At 67.3% G+C, this 16,056-nt stretch carries 14 protein-coding genes; 7 read left to right on the plus strand and 7 right to left on the minus strand.

All coding sequences use genetic code 11. The annotated features are described in order from the left end of the window. Nucleotides 1-3: 3 nt before the first annotated feature. The 4 genes from VGV58_RS14120 to VGV58_RS14135 are packed head-to-tail and all read left to right on the plus strand — an operon-like array spanning nt 4 to nt 5,445. Nucleotides 4-1,032 (plus strand): carbohydrate ABC transporter permease, encoded by a 1,029-nt coding sequence (locus VGV58_RS14120; protein ID WP_326874640.1) that lies wholly within the window; start codon nt 4-6, stop codon nt 1,030-1,032. After that, complete coding sequence (locus VGV58_RS14125; RefSeq protein ID WP_326874641.1) at nt 1,029-2,081, plus strand: carbohydrate ABC transporter permease; 1,053 nt, start codon at nt 1,029-1,031, stop codon at nt 2,079-2,081. The genes VGV58_RS14120 and VGV58_RS14125 overlap by 4 nt, the downstream gene beginning before the upstream one ends. After that, the gene (locus VGV58_RS14130; protein ID WP_414643983.1) at nt 2,078-3,148 is read left to right on the plus strand and encodes an ABC transporter ATP-binding protein; all 1,071 of its coding nucleotides are present in this window, start codon (nt 2,078-2,080) and stop codon (nt 3,146-3,148) included. The genes VGV58_RS14125 and VGV58_RS14130 overlap by 4 nt, the downstream gene beginning before the upstream one ends. 20 nt (nt 3,149-3,168) lie before the next feature. Next, entirely contained in the window at nt 3,169-5,445 is a 2,277-nt protein-coding gene (locus VGV58_RS14135) for a glycoside hydrolase family 31 protein (protein ID WP_326874643.1), read from the plus strand. A 57-nt stretch (nt 5,446-5,502) separates the two neighbouring features. Here VGV58_RS14135 and VGV58_RS14140 read toward each other — a convergent pair whose 3' ends face one another. From VGV58_RS14140 to VGV58_RS14165, 6 genes are read right to left on the minus strand one after another with little or no spacing between them, the layout of a single operon-like run. Beyond that, the gene (locus VGV58_RS14140) at nt 5,503-6,825 is read right to left on the minus strand and encodes an MFS transporter (RefSeq protein ID WP_326874644.1); all 1,323 of its coding nucleotides are present in this window, start codon (nt 6,823-6,825) and stop codon (nt 5,503-5,505) included. 56 nt (nt 6,826-6,881) lie between these two features. Continuing rightward, a complete protein-coding gene (locus VGV58_RS14145) occupies nt 6,882-7,958 on the minus strand; it encodes an Ldh family oxidoreductase (RefSeq protein WP_326874645.1) in 1,077 nt (358 codons plus the stop codon). Further along, a complete protein-coding gene (locus VGV58_RS14150) occupies nt 7,955-9,262 on the minus strand; it encodes an MFS transporter (RefSeq protein ID WP_326874646.1) in 1,308 nt (435 codons plus the stop codon). The genes VGV58_RS14145 and VGV58_RS14150 overlap by 4 nt, the downstream gene beginning before the upstream one ends. 56 nt (nt 9,263-9,318) lie before the next feature. Then, entirely contained in the window at nt 9,319-10,050 is a 732-nt protein-coding gene (locus tag VGV58_RS14155) for an SDR family oxidoreductase (protein ID WP_326874647.1), read from the minus strand. Nucleotide 10,051: 1 nt separating this feature from the next. Next, a complete protein-coding gene (locus tag VGV58_RS14160; RefSeq protein WP_326874648.1) occupies nt 10,052-11,182 on the minus strand; it encodes a mandelate racemase/muconate lactonizing enzyme family protein in 1,131 nt (376 codons plus the stop codon). Nucleotides 11,183-11,207: 25 nt separating this feature from the next. After that, nucleotides 11,208-11,891 (minus strand): GntR family transcriptional regulator, encoded by a 684-nt coding sequence (locus VGV58_RS14165; RefSeq protein ID WP_326874649.1) that lies wholly within the window; start codon nt 11,889-11,891, stop codon nt 11,208-11,210. A gap of 139 nt (nt 11,892-12,030) precedes the next feature. Between VGV58_RS14165 and VGV58_RS14170 the strand changes: the two genes are divergently transcribed. Beyond that, a complete protein-coding gene (locus VGV58_RS14170; RefSeq protein WP_326874650.1) occupies nt 12,031-12,735 on the plus strand; it encodes a GntR family transcriptional regulator in 705 nt (234 codons plus the stop codon). A gap of 176 nt (nt 12,736-12,911) precedes the next feature. Further along, nucleotides 12,912-13,871, plus strand: a complete 960-nt coding sequence (locus VGV58_RS14175; protein ID WP_326874651.1) for a dihydrodipicolinate synthase family protein — start codon at nt 12,912-12,914, stop codon at nt 13,869-13,871. 48 nt (nt 13,872-13,919) lie between these two features. Here VGV58_RS14175 and VGV58_RS14180 read toward each other — a convergent pair whose 3' ends face one another. After that, nucleotides 13,920-14,954, minus strand: coding sequence for an Ldh family oxidoreductase (locus VGV58_RS14180; RefSeq protein ID WP_326874652.1), 1,035 nt, complete (start codon nt 14,952-14,954; stop codon nt 13,920-13,922). Nucleotides 14,955-15,054: 100 nt separating this feature from the next. On the opposite strand from VGV58_RS14180, the gene VGV58_RS14185 reads away from it, so the two are divergent. Continuing rightward, nucleotides 15,055-16,056, plus strand: coding sequence for a 4-hydroxyproline epimerase (locus VGV58_RS14185; RefSeq protein ID WP_326874653.1), 1,002 nt, complete (start codon nt 15,055-15,057; stop codon nt 16,054-16,056).

Below are 16,056 nucleotides of genomic sequence, written 5' to 3' on the forward strand. Positions count from 1 at the left end.
GCCATGGCCTCCGACGCTCCCGTCTCCACGGCAAGCCCGGACCGCGCCGGCGCAGCGAGCCTCTTCGCCGCGCCGCTCGCGATGCTGATGCGCCTGATCGACTGGCCGATGCAGGTTCTGCAGCGGCTGATCGGTGAGCGCCGGATGGCCTATGTCTTCCTGCTGCCCAACCTCGCCTTCTTCTCGCTCTTCGTCTTCCTGCCGCTCGTCATCAACTTCATCTTCTCGGTGACGGGCGGGGCGGGGCTGTTCCCCTCGGAGCGGCCTTTCGTCGGGGCGCAGCAATACGCCTATCTGTTCGATTGCGGCTCCTTCCTCGATCCTTCCTCCTGCCGCGAGGACCATTTCTGGCGCGGCGTTTCCAACACCGCGCGCTTCACCGTCTTCCAGGTCACGGCGATGGTGCTGTTCTCGCTGCTGACGGCGGTGGTGCTGAACATGAAGATCAAGGCGCGCGGCTTCTTCCGCGCCGTCTATTTCTTCCCGGTGCTGCTCTCGCCGGTGGTGGTGGCGCTGACCTGGAAGTGGATCCTGCAGCGCGACGGCCTGCTCAATGCCGCGATCACCTCGCTTGGCGGCGAGCGCATCCTGTTCCTGGTCGATCCGAGCTGGGCGATGTTCTGGATCGTCTTCGTCTCGATCTGGGCCCATATGGGCTTCTACACGCTGATCCTGCTCGCCGGCCTGCAGGCGATTCCCGCCGATCTCTATGAAGCCGCGGAGATGGATGCGACGCCGCGCTGGCGCGTGTTCTGGCGCATCACCCTGCCGCTGCTCTGGCCGAACATGATCGTGGTGATCGTGCTGGCGCTGATCCGCGGCGTGCAGACCTTCGACGAGGTCTTCGTGCTGACCGGCGGTGGGCCGGGCACCGCGACGCTGATGGTGGTGCACTACATCTACGAGACCGCCTTCGCCAATCAGGTCCAGAATTTCGGCCTGGCGGCGGCCGCCTCCGTCGTGCTCGGCGTCGTGCTGTTCGCGCTGACCCTGGCCCAGCTCGCGGCGAGCCGCCGCAAGGGGGCGGCATGAACAAGCTCGTGCGCATGGCGAGCGCCCGCCGCAGTCCCGGCCGCTGGCACTGGACCGACATCGCGGCTTACGCCTATCTCGCGCTCGGCGTCGTGCTGATGTTCGGGCCGGTGCTCTGGCTCGGCCTGTCCTCGTTCAAGACCCAGGCCGGTCTGCTCGAATTCCCGCCGTCGCTGCTGCCGATGTCGCAGAAGGAGGTCCGGGTCGAGGGCCAGTCCCAGCCGCTGCCGCTGTTCGAAGTGACGATGGAGGACGGGACCAAGCGGGTTCTGGCGCAGGTTCGTCGCATCGGCATCCAGGCGCAGATGGTCGACCCGACCAATCCCGGCCAGAGCATCCGCGTGCCGATCGACAAGCGCACCCCGGTGCGCGAGTTCAAGCTCGCCACCGAGAACTATACCGAGCCGCTGGAGCGCTTCGCCTTCACGCGCTTCCTCTGGAATTCGGTCTTCGTCACGGTGGTGGCGACGCTGATCACCCTGGTGATCAACTCGATGGCGGCCTATGCGCTCTCGATCTACGAGTTCCGCGGCAAGACGGCGGTGATGCTGATGGTGATCGGCACGCTGATGATCCCGATCACCATCATCCTCGTGCCGGTCTATCTCGTCATCACCAAGCTCGGCCTGGTCAATTCGCTCTGGGCCGTGATCCTGCCCGGCGCAGCGACGCCGACCGGCGTCTTCCTCCTGCGCCAGTACATGCTGACCCTGCCGCGCGACCTGATCGAGGCGGCGCGCATGGACAAGGCCTCGGAGTGGCAGATCTACTGGCGCATCGTCATGCCGCTCGCCATGCCGGCGCTGGCCGTGCTCGCGATCTTCTCGATCATGTGGCGCTGGAACGAGTTCCTCTGGCCGCTGGCCGTTCTGACCAAGACCGAGGCCTACACGCTGCAGATCGGCCTCAACGCCTTCCAGGGCGAGTTGCAGACGCAGTGGCACTACCTGCTCGCGATGACGGTGGTGACCCTGCTTCCGGTCGCGCTGGTCTTCGTCTTCCTGCAGCGCTTCATCACCACCGGCATCGCCAATACGGGAATGAAATAATGGCGGGACTGAGCCTCTCCGGCGTCCGCAAGAGCTATGGCGCGACCACGGTGCTGCATGGCATCGACCTCGATGTCGCCGATGGCGAGTTCGTCGTCTTCGTCGGCCCGTCCGGCTGCGGGAAATCGACGCTGCTGCGCTCGATCGCCGGGCTGGAGAGCATCACCGGCGGCACGATTGCGATCGATGGCGCCGATGTCACCGGGCTGCCGGCCTCCGAGCGCGGCCTCGCCATGGTGTTCCAGTCCTATGCGCTCTACCCGCATATGAGTGTCTACGCGAACATGGCCTTCGCGCTGGAGAATATGGGCTTCAAGCGCGACGAGATCGACAGGCGGGTGAAGCGCGCCGCCGGCATGCTGCGCCTGACCGACTATCTCGAGCGCAAGCCCAAGGCGCTCTCCGGCGGGCAGCGCCAGCGCGTCGCCATCGGCCGAGCCATCGTGCGCGATCCAAAAATCTTCCTGTTCGACGAGCCGCTCTCGAACCTCGACGCCGAACTGCGCGTCGCCACCCGCAAGGAGCTCGCCGCGCTCCATGCCGAGATCGGCGGCACGATGATCTACGTCACCCACGACCAGGTCGAGGCGATGACGCTGGCGCACCGCATCGTCGTGCTCCATGGCGGCAAGATCGAGCAGGTCGGCACGCCGCTCGAGCTCTACAACCGGCCGGACAATCTCTTCGTCGCCGGCTTCATCGGCTCGCCGCGCATGAACCTGTTGCCGGGCAAGGTGGTGCGATCGGGCACGGTCGCGATCGGCGAAGCCGGACATGAGGTTGCCTGCCAGACCGGAGGCCTCGCCGCGGGGGCTTCGGTGACGCTCGGCATTCGACCTGAGCATCTCGCGCTCGCTGCGCAGGATGGCGGCGTGCCGCTTGCGATCGAGCTGGTCGAGCGCCTTGGCGGCGAAAGCTATCTCTATGGCGCCTCACCCGGCCTGCCCCAGATCACGCTCCGGCTCGACGGCCAGAGCGAGCACCAGCGCGGCGCCGGCGTCGCGCTCGCCTTCCCGCAGCAGCATCTGCACCTGTTCGACGAGAACGGCCGGGCCGTCCGGTCCTGACGACTGACTAGAGAGATCCCATGAAAGCCCTGACGCAAGGCCGCTATCTCGGCCGCGACGGCGAAGCCGCCTTGTTCGATGTCGGCCTCGGCGCGACGATCACTGTCCGCATCCTCGAAGGCGATATCGGCCGTGTCACGCTGAAGCCGCAGGACGGCTACCGCCTCGACCGCGGCTGGTCGATCGCGCCGGGTGGGCTGGAGCCGCCCTATGAGGGGCGTCCGCGCGACGATCTCTCCGGTTTCGCCTGCCCGCAGGCGAACGTCAGCGAGAGCGAGGGCAGAGTCACGCTCGCGGCCGGTGGCCTTTCGGCCGAGGTCACGCTCTCGCCCTTCGGTATCGCCTGGCGGCGCGAGGGTGAAGCGGAGCCCTTCCTGCAGGACCGCACGACGCAGGCCTATCTGATCTCGCCGCGCACCGGCGCGGTCTCGCATTTCATGGCGCGCGACTACGCCGAGCGGCATTACGGGCTCGGCGACAAGGCCGGCCCGCTCGACCGGACCGGGCGGCGCTTTGCGATCGATGCGGTCGACCCGTGCGGCTTCGACGCCGAGCTCTCCGACCCGCTCTACAAGATGCTGCCCTTCTTCATCGTCGACGGGAAGGCGGGCGCCCATGGCGTCTTCTACGACAATCTCTCGACCGGCAGCGTCGATCTCGGCTGCACGCTCGACAATTACCACGGCCTGTTCCGCTCCTGGAAAGGCGATGACGGCGATCTCGACTATTACGTCATGGCCGGCCCGACCGTGCCGGATGTGGTCAAGCGCTTCTCCTGGCTGACCGGCGGGCAGGCTTTCGCGCCGCGCTGGTCCTTCGGCTTCGGCGTGACCTCGATGGCGATCGCCGATGCGCCCGACGCCGATGCAAGGATCAGCGACTTCGTCGCCAAGTGCCGCAAGCACGCGATCCCCTGCGACAGCTTCCATTTCGGTTCGGGCTATACCCAGATCGGCCAGCGCCGCTACGCCTTCAACTGGAACCGCGACAAGTTCCCGGAGCCGCTGGCGACGATGAAGCGGCTGAACAAGGCCGGCATGCACACCGTCGCCAATCTGAAACCCTGCCTGCTCGACGACCATCCGCGCCTCAAGGAAGCACTTGACCAGGGCTTCCTGGTCAAGGATTCCAGGACCGGCGAGCCGGCGGTGGCGCAGTTCTGGGACGGGCTCGGTTTCCATATCGACTTCACCAACCCGAAGGGCCGGGCCTGGTGGCGTGCCGGCATCGAGACGGCGCTGCTCGACCATGGCTTCACCACGGTCTGGAACGACAACAACGAATACGAGATCTGGGACGAGGACGCGGTCTGCGACGGCGATGGACGTCCCTTCCGTCAGGCGCTGGCGCGCCCGGCCCAGCCGCTCTTGATGACCAAGCTCTCCTATGAGGCGCAGGCCGCGCGCGAGCCGGGCAAGCGCCAGTATTCGATTACGCGCGGCGGCTGCGCCGGCATCTCGCGCTATGCCCAGACCTGGTCGGGCGACAACGAGACCGCCTGGAAGACGCTACGCTACAATCTGACCCAGGGGCTCAATATGAGCCTGTCGGGCATGTTCTCGATCGGCCACGATGTCGGCGGCTTCCACGGCCCGACGCCGGGTCCTGAGCTGTTCGTCCGCTTCAACGAGTTCTGCGCGCTCTGGCCGCGCATGGTGATGAACTCCTGGAACGATGACGGCGTCGTCAACCTGCCCTGGATGTATCCGGAGATGGTGCCGCAGGTGCGCGAGGCGATCTCGCTGCGCTACCGGCTGATGCCCTATCTCTATACGCAGATGTGGCGGGCGAGCCGCGACGGCATCCCGGCCGTGCGGCCGCTGCTCTACGATTTCCCGCAGGATGCGACGGCGATCATGATCGACGACGTCTTCATGCTCGGCCCGGACGTGCTGGTCGCGCCGGTGCTGGAGGAAGGCGCGCGCGAGCGCGCCGTCTACCTGCCGCAGCATGAAGGCGGCTGGTATGACTGGCACAATGGCGAGCACTATCCGGGCGGCGTCACCGTCACGGTTCCGGCGCCGCTCGGCCGGCTGCCGCTGTTCGTGCGGGCCGGTGCGCTGATCCCGCTCGGCGATGCCAAGGGCATCAGCAATGAGCGCGAGGTGCTGGTCTGCGGCGTGGTTGAGGGCGCGTCCGGCGAACTTTACGAGGATGATGGCGAGACCGCCGACTGGCGCGGCGGGGGCTCGACCGTGCTCCGCTTCGAGGTCCGCAACGGCGAGGTCGCGATCGAGCAGCAGGGCGAGGCCAAGCCGCGCTTCAACAAGATCGCGATCCGGCAGATCGGTCAGTAGATCGGGAAAGCCGGCTGAGCCTGCGGCCTCGGCCACAGGCTCAGCCGAGGGCCCTCGTCACTCGCTGCCGCGCTCATAGGAGCGCGAGCGGACGGCGAGGACTGCGATCGCCGTCACCGCGCAGCACAGCATCAGATAGGCGACGACATAGCTCGGCTTGCCGCCGCCGGCCGTCACCAGCGCCGAGGCTATGAAGGGTGTCGGGCCTGCGATCAGCAGGCTGTTCAGCTCGCGGGTCATGGCGATGCCCGAGAAACGGTAGCGTGTCGGGAACAGGTTGGCGAGGAAGGCGCCCTGCGCGCTGGCGAGCCCGCCGAAGCCGAGGCCGTAGCCGATGCTGAGGGCGATGGTGCAGAGCACGACATTCCTGGTGTCGAGCATGGCGAACATCGGGAAGGCGAAGAGGAAGACGAAGATCGCGCCGAACAGATAGACCTTGGCATGACCGATACGGTCGGCGAGGGCGCCGATGATCGGCGTCGTGATGATGCCGGTCAGGGTGGCGATCATCACGGCGGTCAATGAATCCGTGCGGGTCATGCCGAGCGTGTTGGTCATGTAGCTCAGGCTGAAGGCGCTGAGGATATAGGCGTTGGCATTGTGTCCGGTGACCGACAGGAAGCCGAAGAGCAGTTCACGCGGGCTCTTGGAGAGCAGTTCGCCAAGCGGGACGCGCGCCTCGTGGCGCTGTTCGGCCGCCTTCTCCATCGCCGCGACATATTCCGGCGTCTCGTCGAGATGCTTGCGGATGTAGAGGGCGACGAAGAACAGCAGTGCCGAGACCAGGAAGGGCACGCGCCAGGCCCAGCCGAGCAGGGTCTCCTCGGGCAGGTAGGAGACGAGCAGGAACATCAGCGTCGCCAGCATGATGCCGACCACCGTCGCGGCCTGGAGATAGGCGGTGTAGTAGGCCTTGCGCTCCGGCGGCACATATTCCGCCACGAGCGTGACCGCGCCGGCATATTCGGCGCCGGCGCCGAAACCCTGCAGCAGGCGCAGGACCACCAGCAGGATCGGCGCCCAGATTCCGGCCTGGGCATAGGTCGGCAGCAGGCCCATCGCCACGGTCGAGGCACCCATCAGCGCGATGGTGAAGATCAGGGCCGGCTTGCGGCCGAAGCGGTCGCCGATATGCGAGATCACGATGCCGCCGAGCGGCCGGCTGAAGAAGCCGACGGCGAAGGTCGCGAAGGCGGCGAGCACGCCGGCCGATTCCGAAAACTGCGGGAAGAACAGCTTGTTGATGATCAGGCCGGCGGCTGCGCCATAGAGCGCGTAGTCGAACCATTCGATGACGGTGCCGATCGTCGCCGCCGTGACGGCGCGCCGGATATTCGCCTGCTCGGCCGGTGACTTTCCGGCCGCGATCGCCTGGGACATGGGGTTTCCTCGAAGCTTTGTTGTTCTGTGGGGAAGAAAGGTCGGCGAACGCGGGTTCAGGCGATGGCGGCCGGCATGGGAAGGCCGAAGCGCGCTGCGCTCTCGGTGAGGCCGGTGACGATCCCGGCGGAAAGCTGGACGCCGTCGCGCAGTTGGCGCTCGCGCCGGGCGAGTGCGTTGGCGCCGGGGAGATCGACATGGTCGAAGCCGGGGCGGGGCTGCGCCGCATGACAGCGCTCCGCCAGAACCGCGACCTGGCGGTTGAAGTTCTCGGTGCCGCCGAAGGCGGCGGGGTCCATCACCAGGATGAAGACCGCCGCGCTCCAGCCGTCGCCGCCCTCGGCGCGGCCGCGTCCGGCGAGGCAGCCGGTGAGGAGCTCGACGATGAGCCCGATCGAGAAGCCCTTATGGCCGGCCTCCAGCCCACCGAGCGGCAGGATCGAGCCGGGCGGCTCGGCAGCGATGACGTTCGGATCGGTGGAAGGGCGGCCCTGCGCATCCATCAGGAAAGGGTGCGGCAGATGTTCGCCGCGCTGGCGGAAGGCGGCGACGCCGCCATTGGTCATCAGCGCCGTCGACATGTCGATCAGGATCGGTGCATCCGGCGCGGGCGCGCCGAAGGCGATCGGGTTCGAGGTCAGCACCGGCGTGACGCCGCCGAAGGGAGCGACGCTGCTGTGGCCGGGATCGGTCAGTGTCAGCAGCATCAGGCAGCCGGCGTCGATCGCCGGCTGGAGATAGGCGCCGAGGCAGGCGGTGTGGTGGCTGCGCTGGATTGCGACGGCGCCGAGGCCGAAGCGCTTGGCCCGGGCGATCGCCTCGGCGGTGGCGCGGCGCGCCAGCCATGGACCGGGCAGCTTGCGGCCGTCCCAGGTCTGGCAGGCGCCGATATCGTTGAGGATCCCGGGCTCGCCGGCGGCGGTCATGCCGCCGCTCTCGATCTCGCGCAGATAGAGCGGCAGCAGGGCAAGGCCATGCGTCGACTTGCCGAGCAGGTCGCCCTCGACCAGAACCTCGGCGACGTCGCCGGCCTTGTCCTGCGGCAGGCCGGCACGCTCCAGCAGAGCGCGTGCCAAAGCTGCGAGCTCGTCGGCGCGATAGCGGGCGCCGAGCCTTTTCACATCGGTGCTCATGACTTGGCCGTGTCCTTTTTCGGCCAGAAGGCGACGATCAGGATGCCGGCCAGCACCATCATCGCGGCGATGACGTTGATCGCGAGTTGGGTGCTCTGTGTCCGGTCGTTGACCCAGCCGATGAAGGTCGGGCTGAAGACGCTGCCGAGATTGCCCATCGAGTTGATGAAGGCGATGCCGCTTGCTGCGGCGACGCCGCCCAGGAAGGTCGAGGGCACGGTCCAGAAGACGGGGAATATGGCGAGGATGCCGAGCGTCGCGAGGGACAAGCCCGCCACCGCAACGATGAGGTCGAGCGGGAAGGCTGCGCTCACCGCATAGCCGATGCCGCTGGCGATGGCGCAAAGTGCGAGATGCCATTTGCGCTCGCCGCTGCGGTCCGAGTTGAAGGCGACCGCCAGCATGCCGAGCCCGCCGATCAGCCACGGGATCGCCGTGACGAGGCCAACGGTCTGGGTGTCGAGGCCGCCGGCGTTCTTGATGAGCTGCGGCATCCAGAAGGTGACGCCGCCGAGGCCCACCAGGATCAGGAAATAGACGCCGGACAGGAACAGTGCGCGTGGATCGGAGAAGGCGCGCATCAGCGAATGCTGTGCAGGTGCGACCGATTCATTGGCGGCGATATCGGCCTCGATGGTGCGCTTCTCGGATTCCGCCAGCCAGCCTGCGAGCGCCGGACGATCATCGAGGAAGAAGAAGACGACAAAGCCGAGCAGCACGGCCGGGATGCCTTCCAGCAGGAAGAGCCATTGCCAGCCGGACCAGCCGTTCAGCCCGGCGAAATGCGTCATGATCCAGCCGGCGAGCGGGCCGCCGGTGACGCCGGACAACGAGATTGCAGTCATGAACAGGGAGTTCGCCCGGGCGCGGCGCCGCGGCGGGAACCAGTAGGTGAAGTAGAGCACCACGCCCGGCAGGAAGCCGGCCTCCATCGCGCCGACGATGAAGCGCATGGCGTAGAACTGAAACGGCGTCGCGACGAACATCATCAACGCCGAGGCGACGCCCCAGGAGATCATGATGCGAGCAATCCATTTGCGCGCGCCGACCCTGTGCAGGATGACGTTGCTCGGCACCTCGAAGAGGATGTAGCCGACGAAGAACAGGCTGGCGCCGAGGCCATAGACCGTGTCGGAGAACTTCAGCTCGTCCTGCATCTGGAGCTTGGCGAAGCTGATGTTCACCCGGTCGTAATAAGCCACGATGAAGCACAGGATCAGCAGCGGGATGAGCCGCCAGTAGACGCGCTTGTAAAGCGCGTCCCCGGCTGCGCCGGTGGCAAGCGGCAAGGCCTGGGTCGTCATCGTGTATCCTCCTGGGGCGGCCGCTCGTTCTCGTTGCGTGGGCGCGGTCCGGCAGCTCAGATCGTCCAGCCGCCGTCGATGATGTGGGCCTGGCCGGTGGTGTAGGTCGCGCCCGCCAGGTAGACGACGAGATCGGCGATCTCCTGCGGCGTGCCGATCCGCCCGATCGGCTGGCGGGCGACAAAGGCGGCGCGGGTCGCCTCATAGTCGCCCTGCGCGCCCAGCCGCTGCTGCAGCGATGGGCTCTCGACCGTGCCGGGGCAGATCGCATTGCAGCGGATGCCCTGTGCGACATAGTCGGCCGCGATCGACTTGGTCAGGCCGAGCACCGCCGCCTTGGTCACGCCATAGGCGAAGCGGTTCGGCACGCCCTTCACGCTGGAGGCGACCGAGGCCATGTTGACGATGCAGCCGGACTTGCGCTCCAGCATGCCCGGCAGAGCCGCCTTGATCGTGCGCACCATCGCCTTGACGTTGAGGTCGTAGGCGAAGTCGAGATCGGCCTCGCTCGCCTCCAGCACCGTGCCGCTCTGGACGATGCCGGCGCAGTTGAAGAGCACGTCGACCTGGCCGATCCCGGCGAAGAAGGTTGCGACGGCGTTGGCATCGAGCACGTCGAGCCTGCGGCGCTGCAGGTTCGGCCCGGCCTTGATCGCGGCCAGCGCGTCCTCGTTGATGTCGGTCGCCCAGACGATGGCACCGGCGCGGTCGAAGGCCTCGGCGGTGGCGCGGCCGATGCCCTGGCCGGCGGCGGTGATGACGACGACCTGTCCTGCGAGCGTGCTCATCTCAGGCTCCCGCCTTGAGGGCGGGGGCCGCGCCATGGCTCTTGCGGTGGACGATCGTGCGCTCCAGCGCCTGCCAATCCCAGTCGATGCCGAGGCCGGGCTGGTCCGAGGGGATTGCCTTGCCGTTCTCGATGCGGATCGGCGAGGAGGTCACGAGGTCGAGCTGCGGGATGTATTCGAGCCAGCGGCTGTTGGGCACGGCGCAGCACAGGCCGAGATGGATCTCCATCAGGAAGTGCGGGCAGACCGGCACGTTGAAGGCCTCGGCCATGTGCGCGACCTTGAGCCAGGGCGTGATGCCGCCAATGCGGCCGACGTCGACCTGGACGATCGAGCAGGCGCCGGCCTCCAGATAGTCCTTGAACTGCGACAGCGAATACATGGACTCGCCGACCGCGATCGGCACCGTCGTCGACTGCGACAGGCGGCGATGGCCGCCGACATCGTCGGCATGGATCGGCTCCTCGAACCAGGCGACGTCGAGCTTCTCGTAATGGCGGGCACGCCGGATCGCCTCGTCGAGCGAGAGGCCCTGATTGGCGTCGGTCATGATCTCCCAGCCGAAGCCGACCTTGTCGCGCACGGCCGAGAGGCGCTTGACGTCTTCGGCGACATGCGGGCGCCCGACCTTGACCTTGGTGCCGCCGAAGCCGCGCTCCTTGGCCTTGACGGCTTCGTCGACGAGCTCGGCCTCGTCCATGTGGAGCCAGCCGCCCTCGGTGTAGTAGAGGTCGATGCCGGTCTTGGCGCCGCCGGCGAGACGGTGCAGTGGCAGGCCGGCCTTGCGGGCACGCAGGTCCCAGAGCGCGGTGTCGATCGCCGCCAGCGCGATCGAGGTGATGGCGCCGACCGTGGTGGCATGGACGCGGTAGAACAGCGTGCGCCAGAGCCCCTCGATCTCCTCGGCATCGCGGCCGATCAGGACCGGGGCGAGGTGATCGTCGATCAGCTTGCAGACCGAGGAACCACCGGTGCCGATGGTGTAGCTGTAGCCGGTGCCGGTGACGCCGTCGGCATCGGTGATGCGCACCAGCGGCGTCTCCTGCAGTTCGAAGCTCTGCACGGCGTCGGTGCGCTTGACCTTGGGCTTGAGGTCAGCCTGCAGCACGTCGACGGATACGATCTTGGCCATTCCGTGGTTTCCTTGTCGGGGTATTTCAGCGCGCGTTCGGCTGGTCGGCATGCCAGCTGCCGTAGCGACGCCATGAGGTCGTCAGATGGGCCGCGACGGCGGCCTGCGCGCCGTCCTCGTCGCCGCGCTCGATCGCGTCGAGGATGGCGCGGTGCTCGTCCAGCATCGGGCCGATATCGTGCGGGATGCGGCTGAACAGGCGGGCATGGTGCAGATGCGGGTGCAGGCTGCGCACCGCCTGGGCCAGGATCTCGTTGCCGCTGGCGGTCAGGATCGCCTCGTGGAAGGCCTCGTCGGCCTGGCTGGCGCCGACATAGTCCGATGTCTGCCCCTGTGGTGGGGCCGCCGCCATGGCTGCGATGCTCTCGCGCATACGGGCGATGGCATCGGGATCGCGGCTGCGGGCGAGCTGCCTTGCGGCCCAGCCCTCGTTGAGGATGCGGAAGTCGCGGAGTTGCTCGAACCAGTCGCGAGACGGCTCGGGCGCGACAGAAAAGCCGGTGAAGGACGCCGCCGCGACGAGGCCGAGCCCCGCCAGCCGCGTCAGCGCCTCGCGGATCGGCGAGACGCTGACCGCGAACTCGCGCGACAGCGCATCGATGTTGAGCTTCTCGCCGGGCGCATAGTCACGATCGAGGATGCGCTCCATCAGCAGCGCCGTCACCTGATCGACCAGCGCGACGCGCGCCAGCACGGGCTTGCGGATCATCTCCAGTCTCCTCCCTTGACGGCTCTTATCGTTCAAATGTCATCGATCGTCAATGACCGATCGTGCATGATCTATGAAGCGAGGCTGTTTGCCGCGACCTCCGTGGGGCTGTATTCGTCATGTCGACAAGGGACTGCACATGACCGACAAGACCATGGCCGCTCCGGCCGAGCGCAAGCGGGGCGAGGGCGTCAAGCTCGTCTACGACATCCTGCGCGACGACATCATCGACCTCGTGCTGCCGCCCGGCAGCCCGATCGACGAGATCCAGCTCGCCGAGCGGCTGTCGATGTCGCGCACGCCGATCCGCGAGGCGCTGGTGCGGCTGGCGAGCGAGGGGCTGGTGACGACGCTGCCCAACCGCTCGACGGTGGTGTCGAACATCGACTTCCTCAACCTCCACACCTTCTTCGACGCGATCACGCTGATGTATCGCGTCACCACGAGGCTGGCGGCCGAGTTCCATGTGCCGGCCGATCTCGACGTGATCCGCGCCCGGCAGGCCGCCTTCGCCAGGGCTGTCGAGGCCCACGACGCGCTCGCCATGATCGCGACCAACCGCGATTTCCATGCGGCGATCGCCGAAGCCGGGCGCAATCCCTACTACACCGGGCTGTTCTGCCGCCTGCTCGACGAGGGCCGGCGTATCCTGCGGCTCTATTATTCCTCCTTCGAGGACCGCCTGCCGCAACGCTATGTCGCCGAGCATGAGGAGATGATCGCGGCGATCGCGGCCCGCGACGTCGACGGCGCCGACCGGCTGGCCAAGGCCCATGCGGACCAGATCGTCCAGCAGATCCAGCAGTTGATCGCCCGCGACCGGCGCCAGACGCTGGCGCTGTAGCGCGCACCCCAAACCTCGCCTTTTCGCCACTCCGGAGCCGTCTGTGACGTCCCGGAACGGTGAGTTCTTGCGTCGTAATTTTTCTTGTCGACAAATAAAATACAAAGAGTATTATGTCTGTCGATCGAGGCGGCGCGACAGGCCGCCCGTGGAAACGCCAGCCCGAGGAGCGCGTGATGAAGGCCCAGATCTTTTCCGGCTGCATGCCGGCGCTCATGACCCCCTGCAAGGACGACCGCAGCCCCGATTTCGAGGCGCTGGTGCGCAAGGGCAAGGAACTCATCGCCACCGGCATGTCGGCCGTGGTCTATTGCGGCTCGATGGGCGACTGGCCGCTGCTGACCGATGCGCAGCGCATGCAGGGCGTCGAGGCGCTGGTGAAGGCCGGCGTGCCGGTGATCGTCGGCACCGGCGCGGTCAACACGGCTTCTGCCGTCGCCCATGCCGCCCATGCCCAGAAGATCGGCGCCAAGGGCCTGATGGTGATCCCGCGCGTTCTCTCGCGCGGTTCGGTGGTCGAGGCGCAACGCCACCATTTCAAGGCGATCCTCGCGGCGGCGCCCGATCTGCCGGCGGTGATCTACAACAGCCCCTATTACGGCTTCGCCACCCGCGCCGACCTGTTCTTCGCGCTGCGGGCCGAGCATCCGAACCTGGTCGGCTTCAAGGAGTTCGGCGGCGCCGCGGACATGCGCTATGCGGCGGAAAACATCACCAGCCGCGACGATGACGTCTCGCTGATGATCGGCGTCGACACCTGCGTCTTCCACGGCTTCGTCAATTGCGGCGCGACCGGCGCGATCACCGGCATCGGCTGCGTGCTGCCGAAGGAGGTGCTGCACATGGTCAGCCTGAGCCAAGCTGCGGCGAAGGGCGATGTCGAGGCGCGGCGCCTCGCGCTCGAGCTGGAGGCGGCGCTCGCGGTGCTCTCCTCCTTCGACGAGGGGCCGGAGCTGGTCCTCTATTTCAAGCACATGATGGTGCTGAAGGGAGACGCCGAGTACGCGCTGCACTTCAACCCGACCGATGTGCTCGGCGAGAGCCAGCGCGGCTATGTCGAGGCGCAGCTGAAGCTGTTCGACGCCTGGTACGCGCAGTGGTCGAAGCAGGCCGGTGCGCTCAGGCACGCCGCCTGAGGATTGCTCAGGGCAGGCCCTCCTGGCGACGGGAGGGCCTTTTTGCTGTCAGGACACCGCGTCGAGCCCCAGCGCTTCCAGCCGGTCGAGCTGCTCGATCTCGGCGGCGGTCAGGGTGATCCCCTCCGCCAGCGCGCCCTCGCGGGCCTTGAAGCGGCGCTGCGAAGGCAGGCGCGCGCCCTGTCCGGCGATCGCCTCGAACAGGATCTCGGCACGGGCGAAGGGATCGCCGGGGCGGCCGGCGGCGAAGCGTTCGGGTGAGAACGCCAGGATCAGCTCGCCATGCTGCGGCGCCAGCGTCGTAGTGCCCAGGAAATCGAGCGCGCCCTGGCTGGTCAGGTCGCCGATCATCACACCGGCCAGCAATTCGATCATGGTCGAGATCGCCGAGCCCTTGTGCCCGCCGAAGGGCAGCATCGCCCCGGCGAGCGCGGCGGTCGGGTCCGTGGTCGGCTCGCCCGCGGAATCGAGCGCCCAGCCTTCGGGCAGGGGCTTGCCGGCCCGGCGGTACAGCTCGATCTCGCCGCGCGCGGCGACGCTGGTGGCGAAATCGAAGACGTAAGGATGCCCGCTTTGGCGCGGCCAGCCGAAGGCGAGCGGGTTGGTGCCGAGCAGGGCGCTCGTTCCGCCGGAAGGCGCGACGGTGGCGTAGCTCGGGCACATCGCCAGCGCGGCGACGCCCATTCCCGCGAGCGCCTCGACCTCCGGCCACAGCGCCGAGAAATGGGTGCAGTCGTTGATCACCAGCGCGGCGAGGCCGAGCTTCCTGGCTCGCTCTGCGAGGGCGGGAGCTCCGAGCTCGAAGCCGGCGCAGGAGAAGGCGCCACCTGCCGAGACCCGCAACACGGCCGAGCCGTCATCGTGCAGCATCGGCTCGGCATCGGGCGAGACCTTGCCGGCCTTGATGGTGCGCAGGCAGCCTTCGACCCGGTAGACGCCATGCGACTTGCAGCCGTCGCGCTCGCCGGCCGCGATCACGCGGGCAAGCGCCGCGGCATGAAGCGGCGACAACCCGCCCTTGCGGAAGACCACCTCGATCCGGTGCGTCAACGCCTCCATGCTGAGGGTCGTCGTCTCGCTCATGGCGTTGCCTCGTTCTGTCGTTGCATATCTGTATACATGCTGTATTCAAAAAGCCGACATGCCTGCAAGCGGGCATAGCGCCTCAGCGAGGTTCTGATCGATGGCCAGCCACACCTTCTCCTGCATCGACGGCCACACCTGCGGCAATCCGGTCCGTTTGGTCTCGGGTGGCGGGCCGCGCCTCGACGGCGCGACCATGCTGGAGAAGCGGGCGCATTTCCTGCGCGAATTCGACTGGATCCGCACCGGGCTGATGTTCGAGCCGCGCGGGCACGACATGATGTCGGGCTCGATCCTCTATCCGCCGACGCGGCCCGATTGCGATGTCGGCGTGCTGTTCATCGAGACCTCGGGCTGCCTGCCGATGTGCGGCCACGGCACGATCGGCACGATCACCATGGGCATCGAGAACGGGCTGATCACGCCGCGCGAGCCGGGCAGGCTCTCCATCGACGCGCCGGCCGGCAAGGTCGACATCAGCTATCGCCAGGAGGGCCGCTTCGTCGAGGAGGTCCGCCTCACCAACGTCCCGGGCTTCCTCTATGCGGAAGGGCTGACCGCCGAGGTCGAGGGGCTCGGCGAGATCGTCGTCGACGTCGCCTATGGCGGTAATTTCTATGCGATCGTCGAGCCGCAGAAGAATTTCCGGGACATGGCCGACCATACCGCCGGCGAGCTGGTTGGCTGGTCGCCGAAGCTGCGCGCGGCGCTGAACGCGAAATACGAGTTCGTCCATCCGGAGCATCCGGAGATCCAGGGGCTCAGCCACATCCAGTGGACCGGCAAGGCGACGCAATCAGGCGCCCATGCCCGCAACGCCGTGTTCTACGGTGAGAAGGCGATCGACCGCTCGCCCTGCGGCACCGGCACCTCGGCGCGGATGGCGCAGCTCGCCGCCAAGGGCAAGCTCGGGCTCGGCGACGAGTTCGTGCACGAGTCGATCATCGGCTCGCTGTTCAAGGGGCGGGTCGAGGCGGCGACGACGGTGGCGAACCGCCCGGCGATCATCCCCTCGATCGCCGGCTGGGCCCGGATGACCGGCTACAACACCATCTTCATCGACGACCGCGACCCGTTCGCGCACGGCTTCGTGGTGAAGTAA

The organism is Allobosea sp. (assembly GCF_035944895.1).
In the GTDB taxonomy this organism is placed as follows: Bacteria; Pseudomonadota; Alphaproteobacteria; order Rhizobiales; family Beijerinckiaceae; genus Allobosea.

Excerpts from the sequence above, each read along its gene's own strand:
- VGV58_RS14155 (WP_326874647.1), bottom strand. The coding sequence starts at position 10,050 with ATGAGCACGCTCGCAGGACAGGTCGTCGTCATCACCGCCGCCGGCCAG.
- VGV58_RS14135 (WP_326874643.1), top strand. The coding sequence starts at position 3,169 with ATGAAAGCCCTGACGCAAGGCCGCTATCTCGGCCGCGACGGCGAAGCC.
- VGV58_RS14145 (WP_326874645.1), bottom strand. The coding sequence starts at position 7,958 with ATGAGCACCGATGTGAAAAGGCTCGGCGCCCGCTATCGCGCCGACGAG.
- VGV58_RS14185 (WP_326874653.1), top strand. The coding sequence starts at position 15,055 with ATGGCCAGCCACACCTTCTCCTGCATCGACGGCCACACCTGCGGCAAT.
- VGV58_RS14120 (WP_326874640.1), top strand. The coding sequence starts at position 4 with ATGGCCTCCGACGCTCCCGTCTCCACGGCAAGCCCGGACCGCGCCGGC.
- VGV58_RS14140 (WP_326874644.1), bottom strand. The coding sequence starts at position 6,825 with ATGTCCCAGGCGATCGCGGCCGGAAAGTCACCGGCCGAGCAGGCGAAT.
- VGV58_RS14165 (WP_326874649.1), bottom strand. The coding sequence starts at position 11,891 with ATGATCCGCAAGCCCGTGCTGGCGCGCGTCGCGCTGGTCGATCAGGTG.
- VGV58_RS14125 (WP_326874641.1), top strand. The coding sequence starts at position 1,029 with ATGAACAAGCTCGTGCGCATGGCGAGCGCCCGCCGCAGTCCCGGCCGC.
- VGV58_RS14150 (WP_326874646.1), bottom strand. The coding sequence starts at position 9,262 with ATGACGACCCAGGCCTTGCCGCTTGCCACCGGCGCAGCCGGGGACGCG.
- VGV58_RS14170 (WP_326874650.1), top strand. The coding sequence starts at position 12,031 with ATGACCGACAAGACCATGGCCGCTCCGGCCGAGCGCAAGCGGGGCGAG.
- VGV58_RS14160 (WP_326874648.1), bottom strand. The coding sequence starts at position 11,182 with ATGGCCAAGATCGTATCCGTCGACGTGCTGCAGGCTGACCTCAAGCCC.
- VGV58_RS14180 (WP_326874652.1), bottom strand. The coding sequence starts at position 14,954 with ATGAGCGAGACGACGACCCTCAGCATGGAGGCGTTGACGCACCGGATC.
- VGV58_RS14175 (WP_326874651.1), top strand. The coding sequence starts at position 12,912 with ATGAAGGCCCAGATCTTTTCCGGCTGCATGCCGGCGCTCATGACCCCC.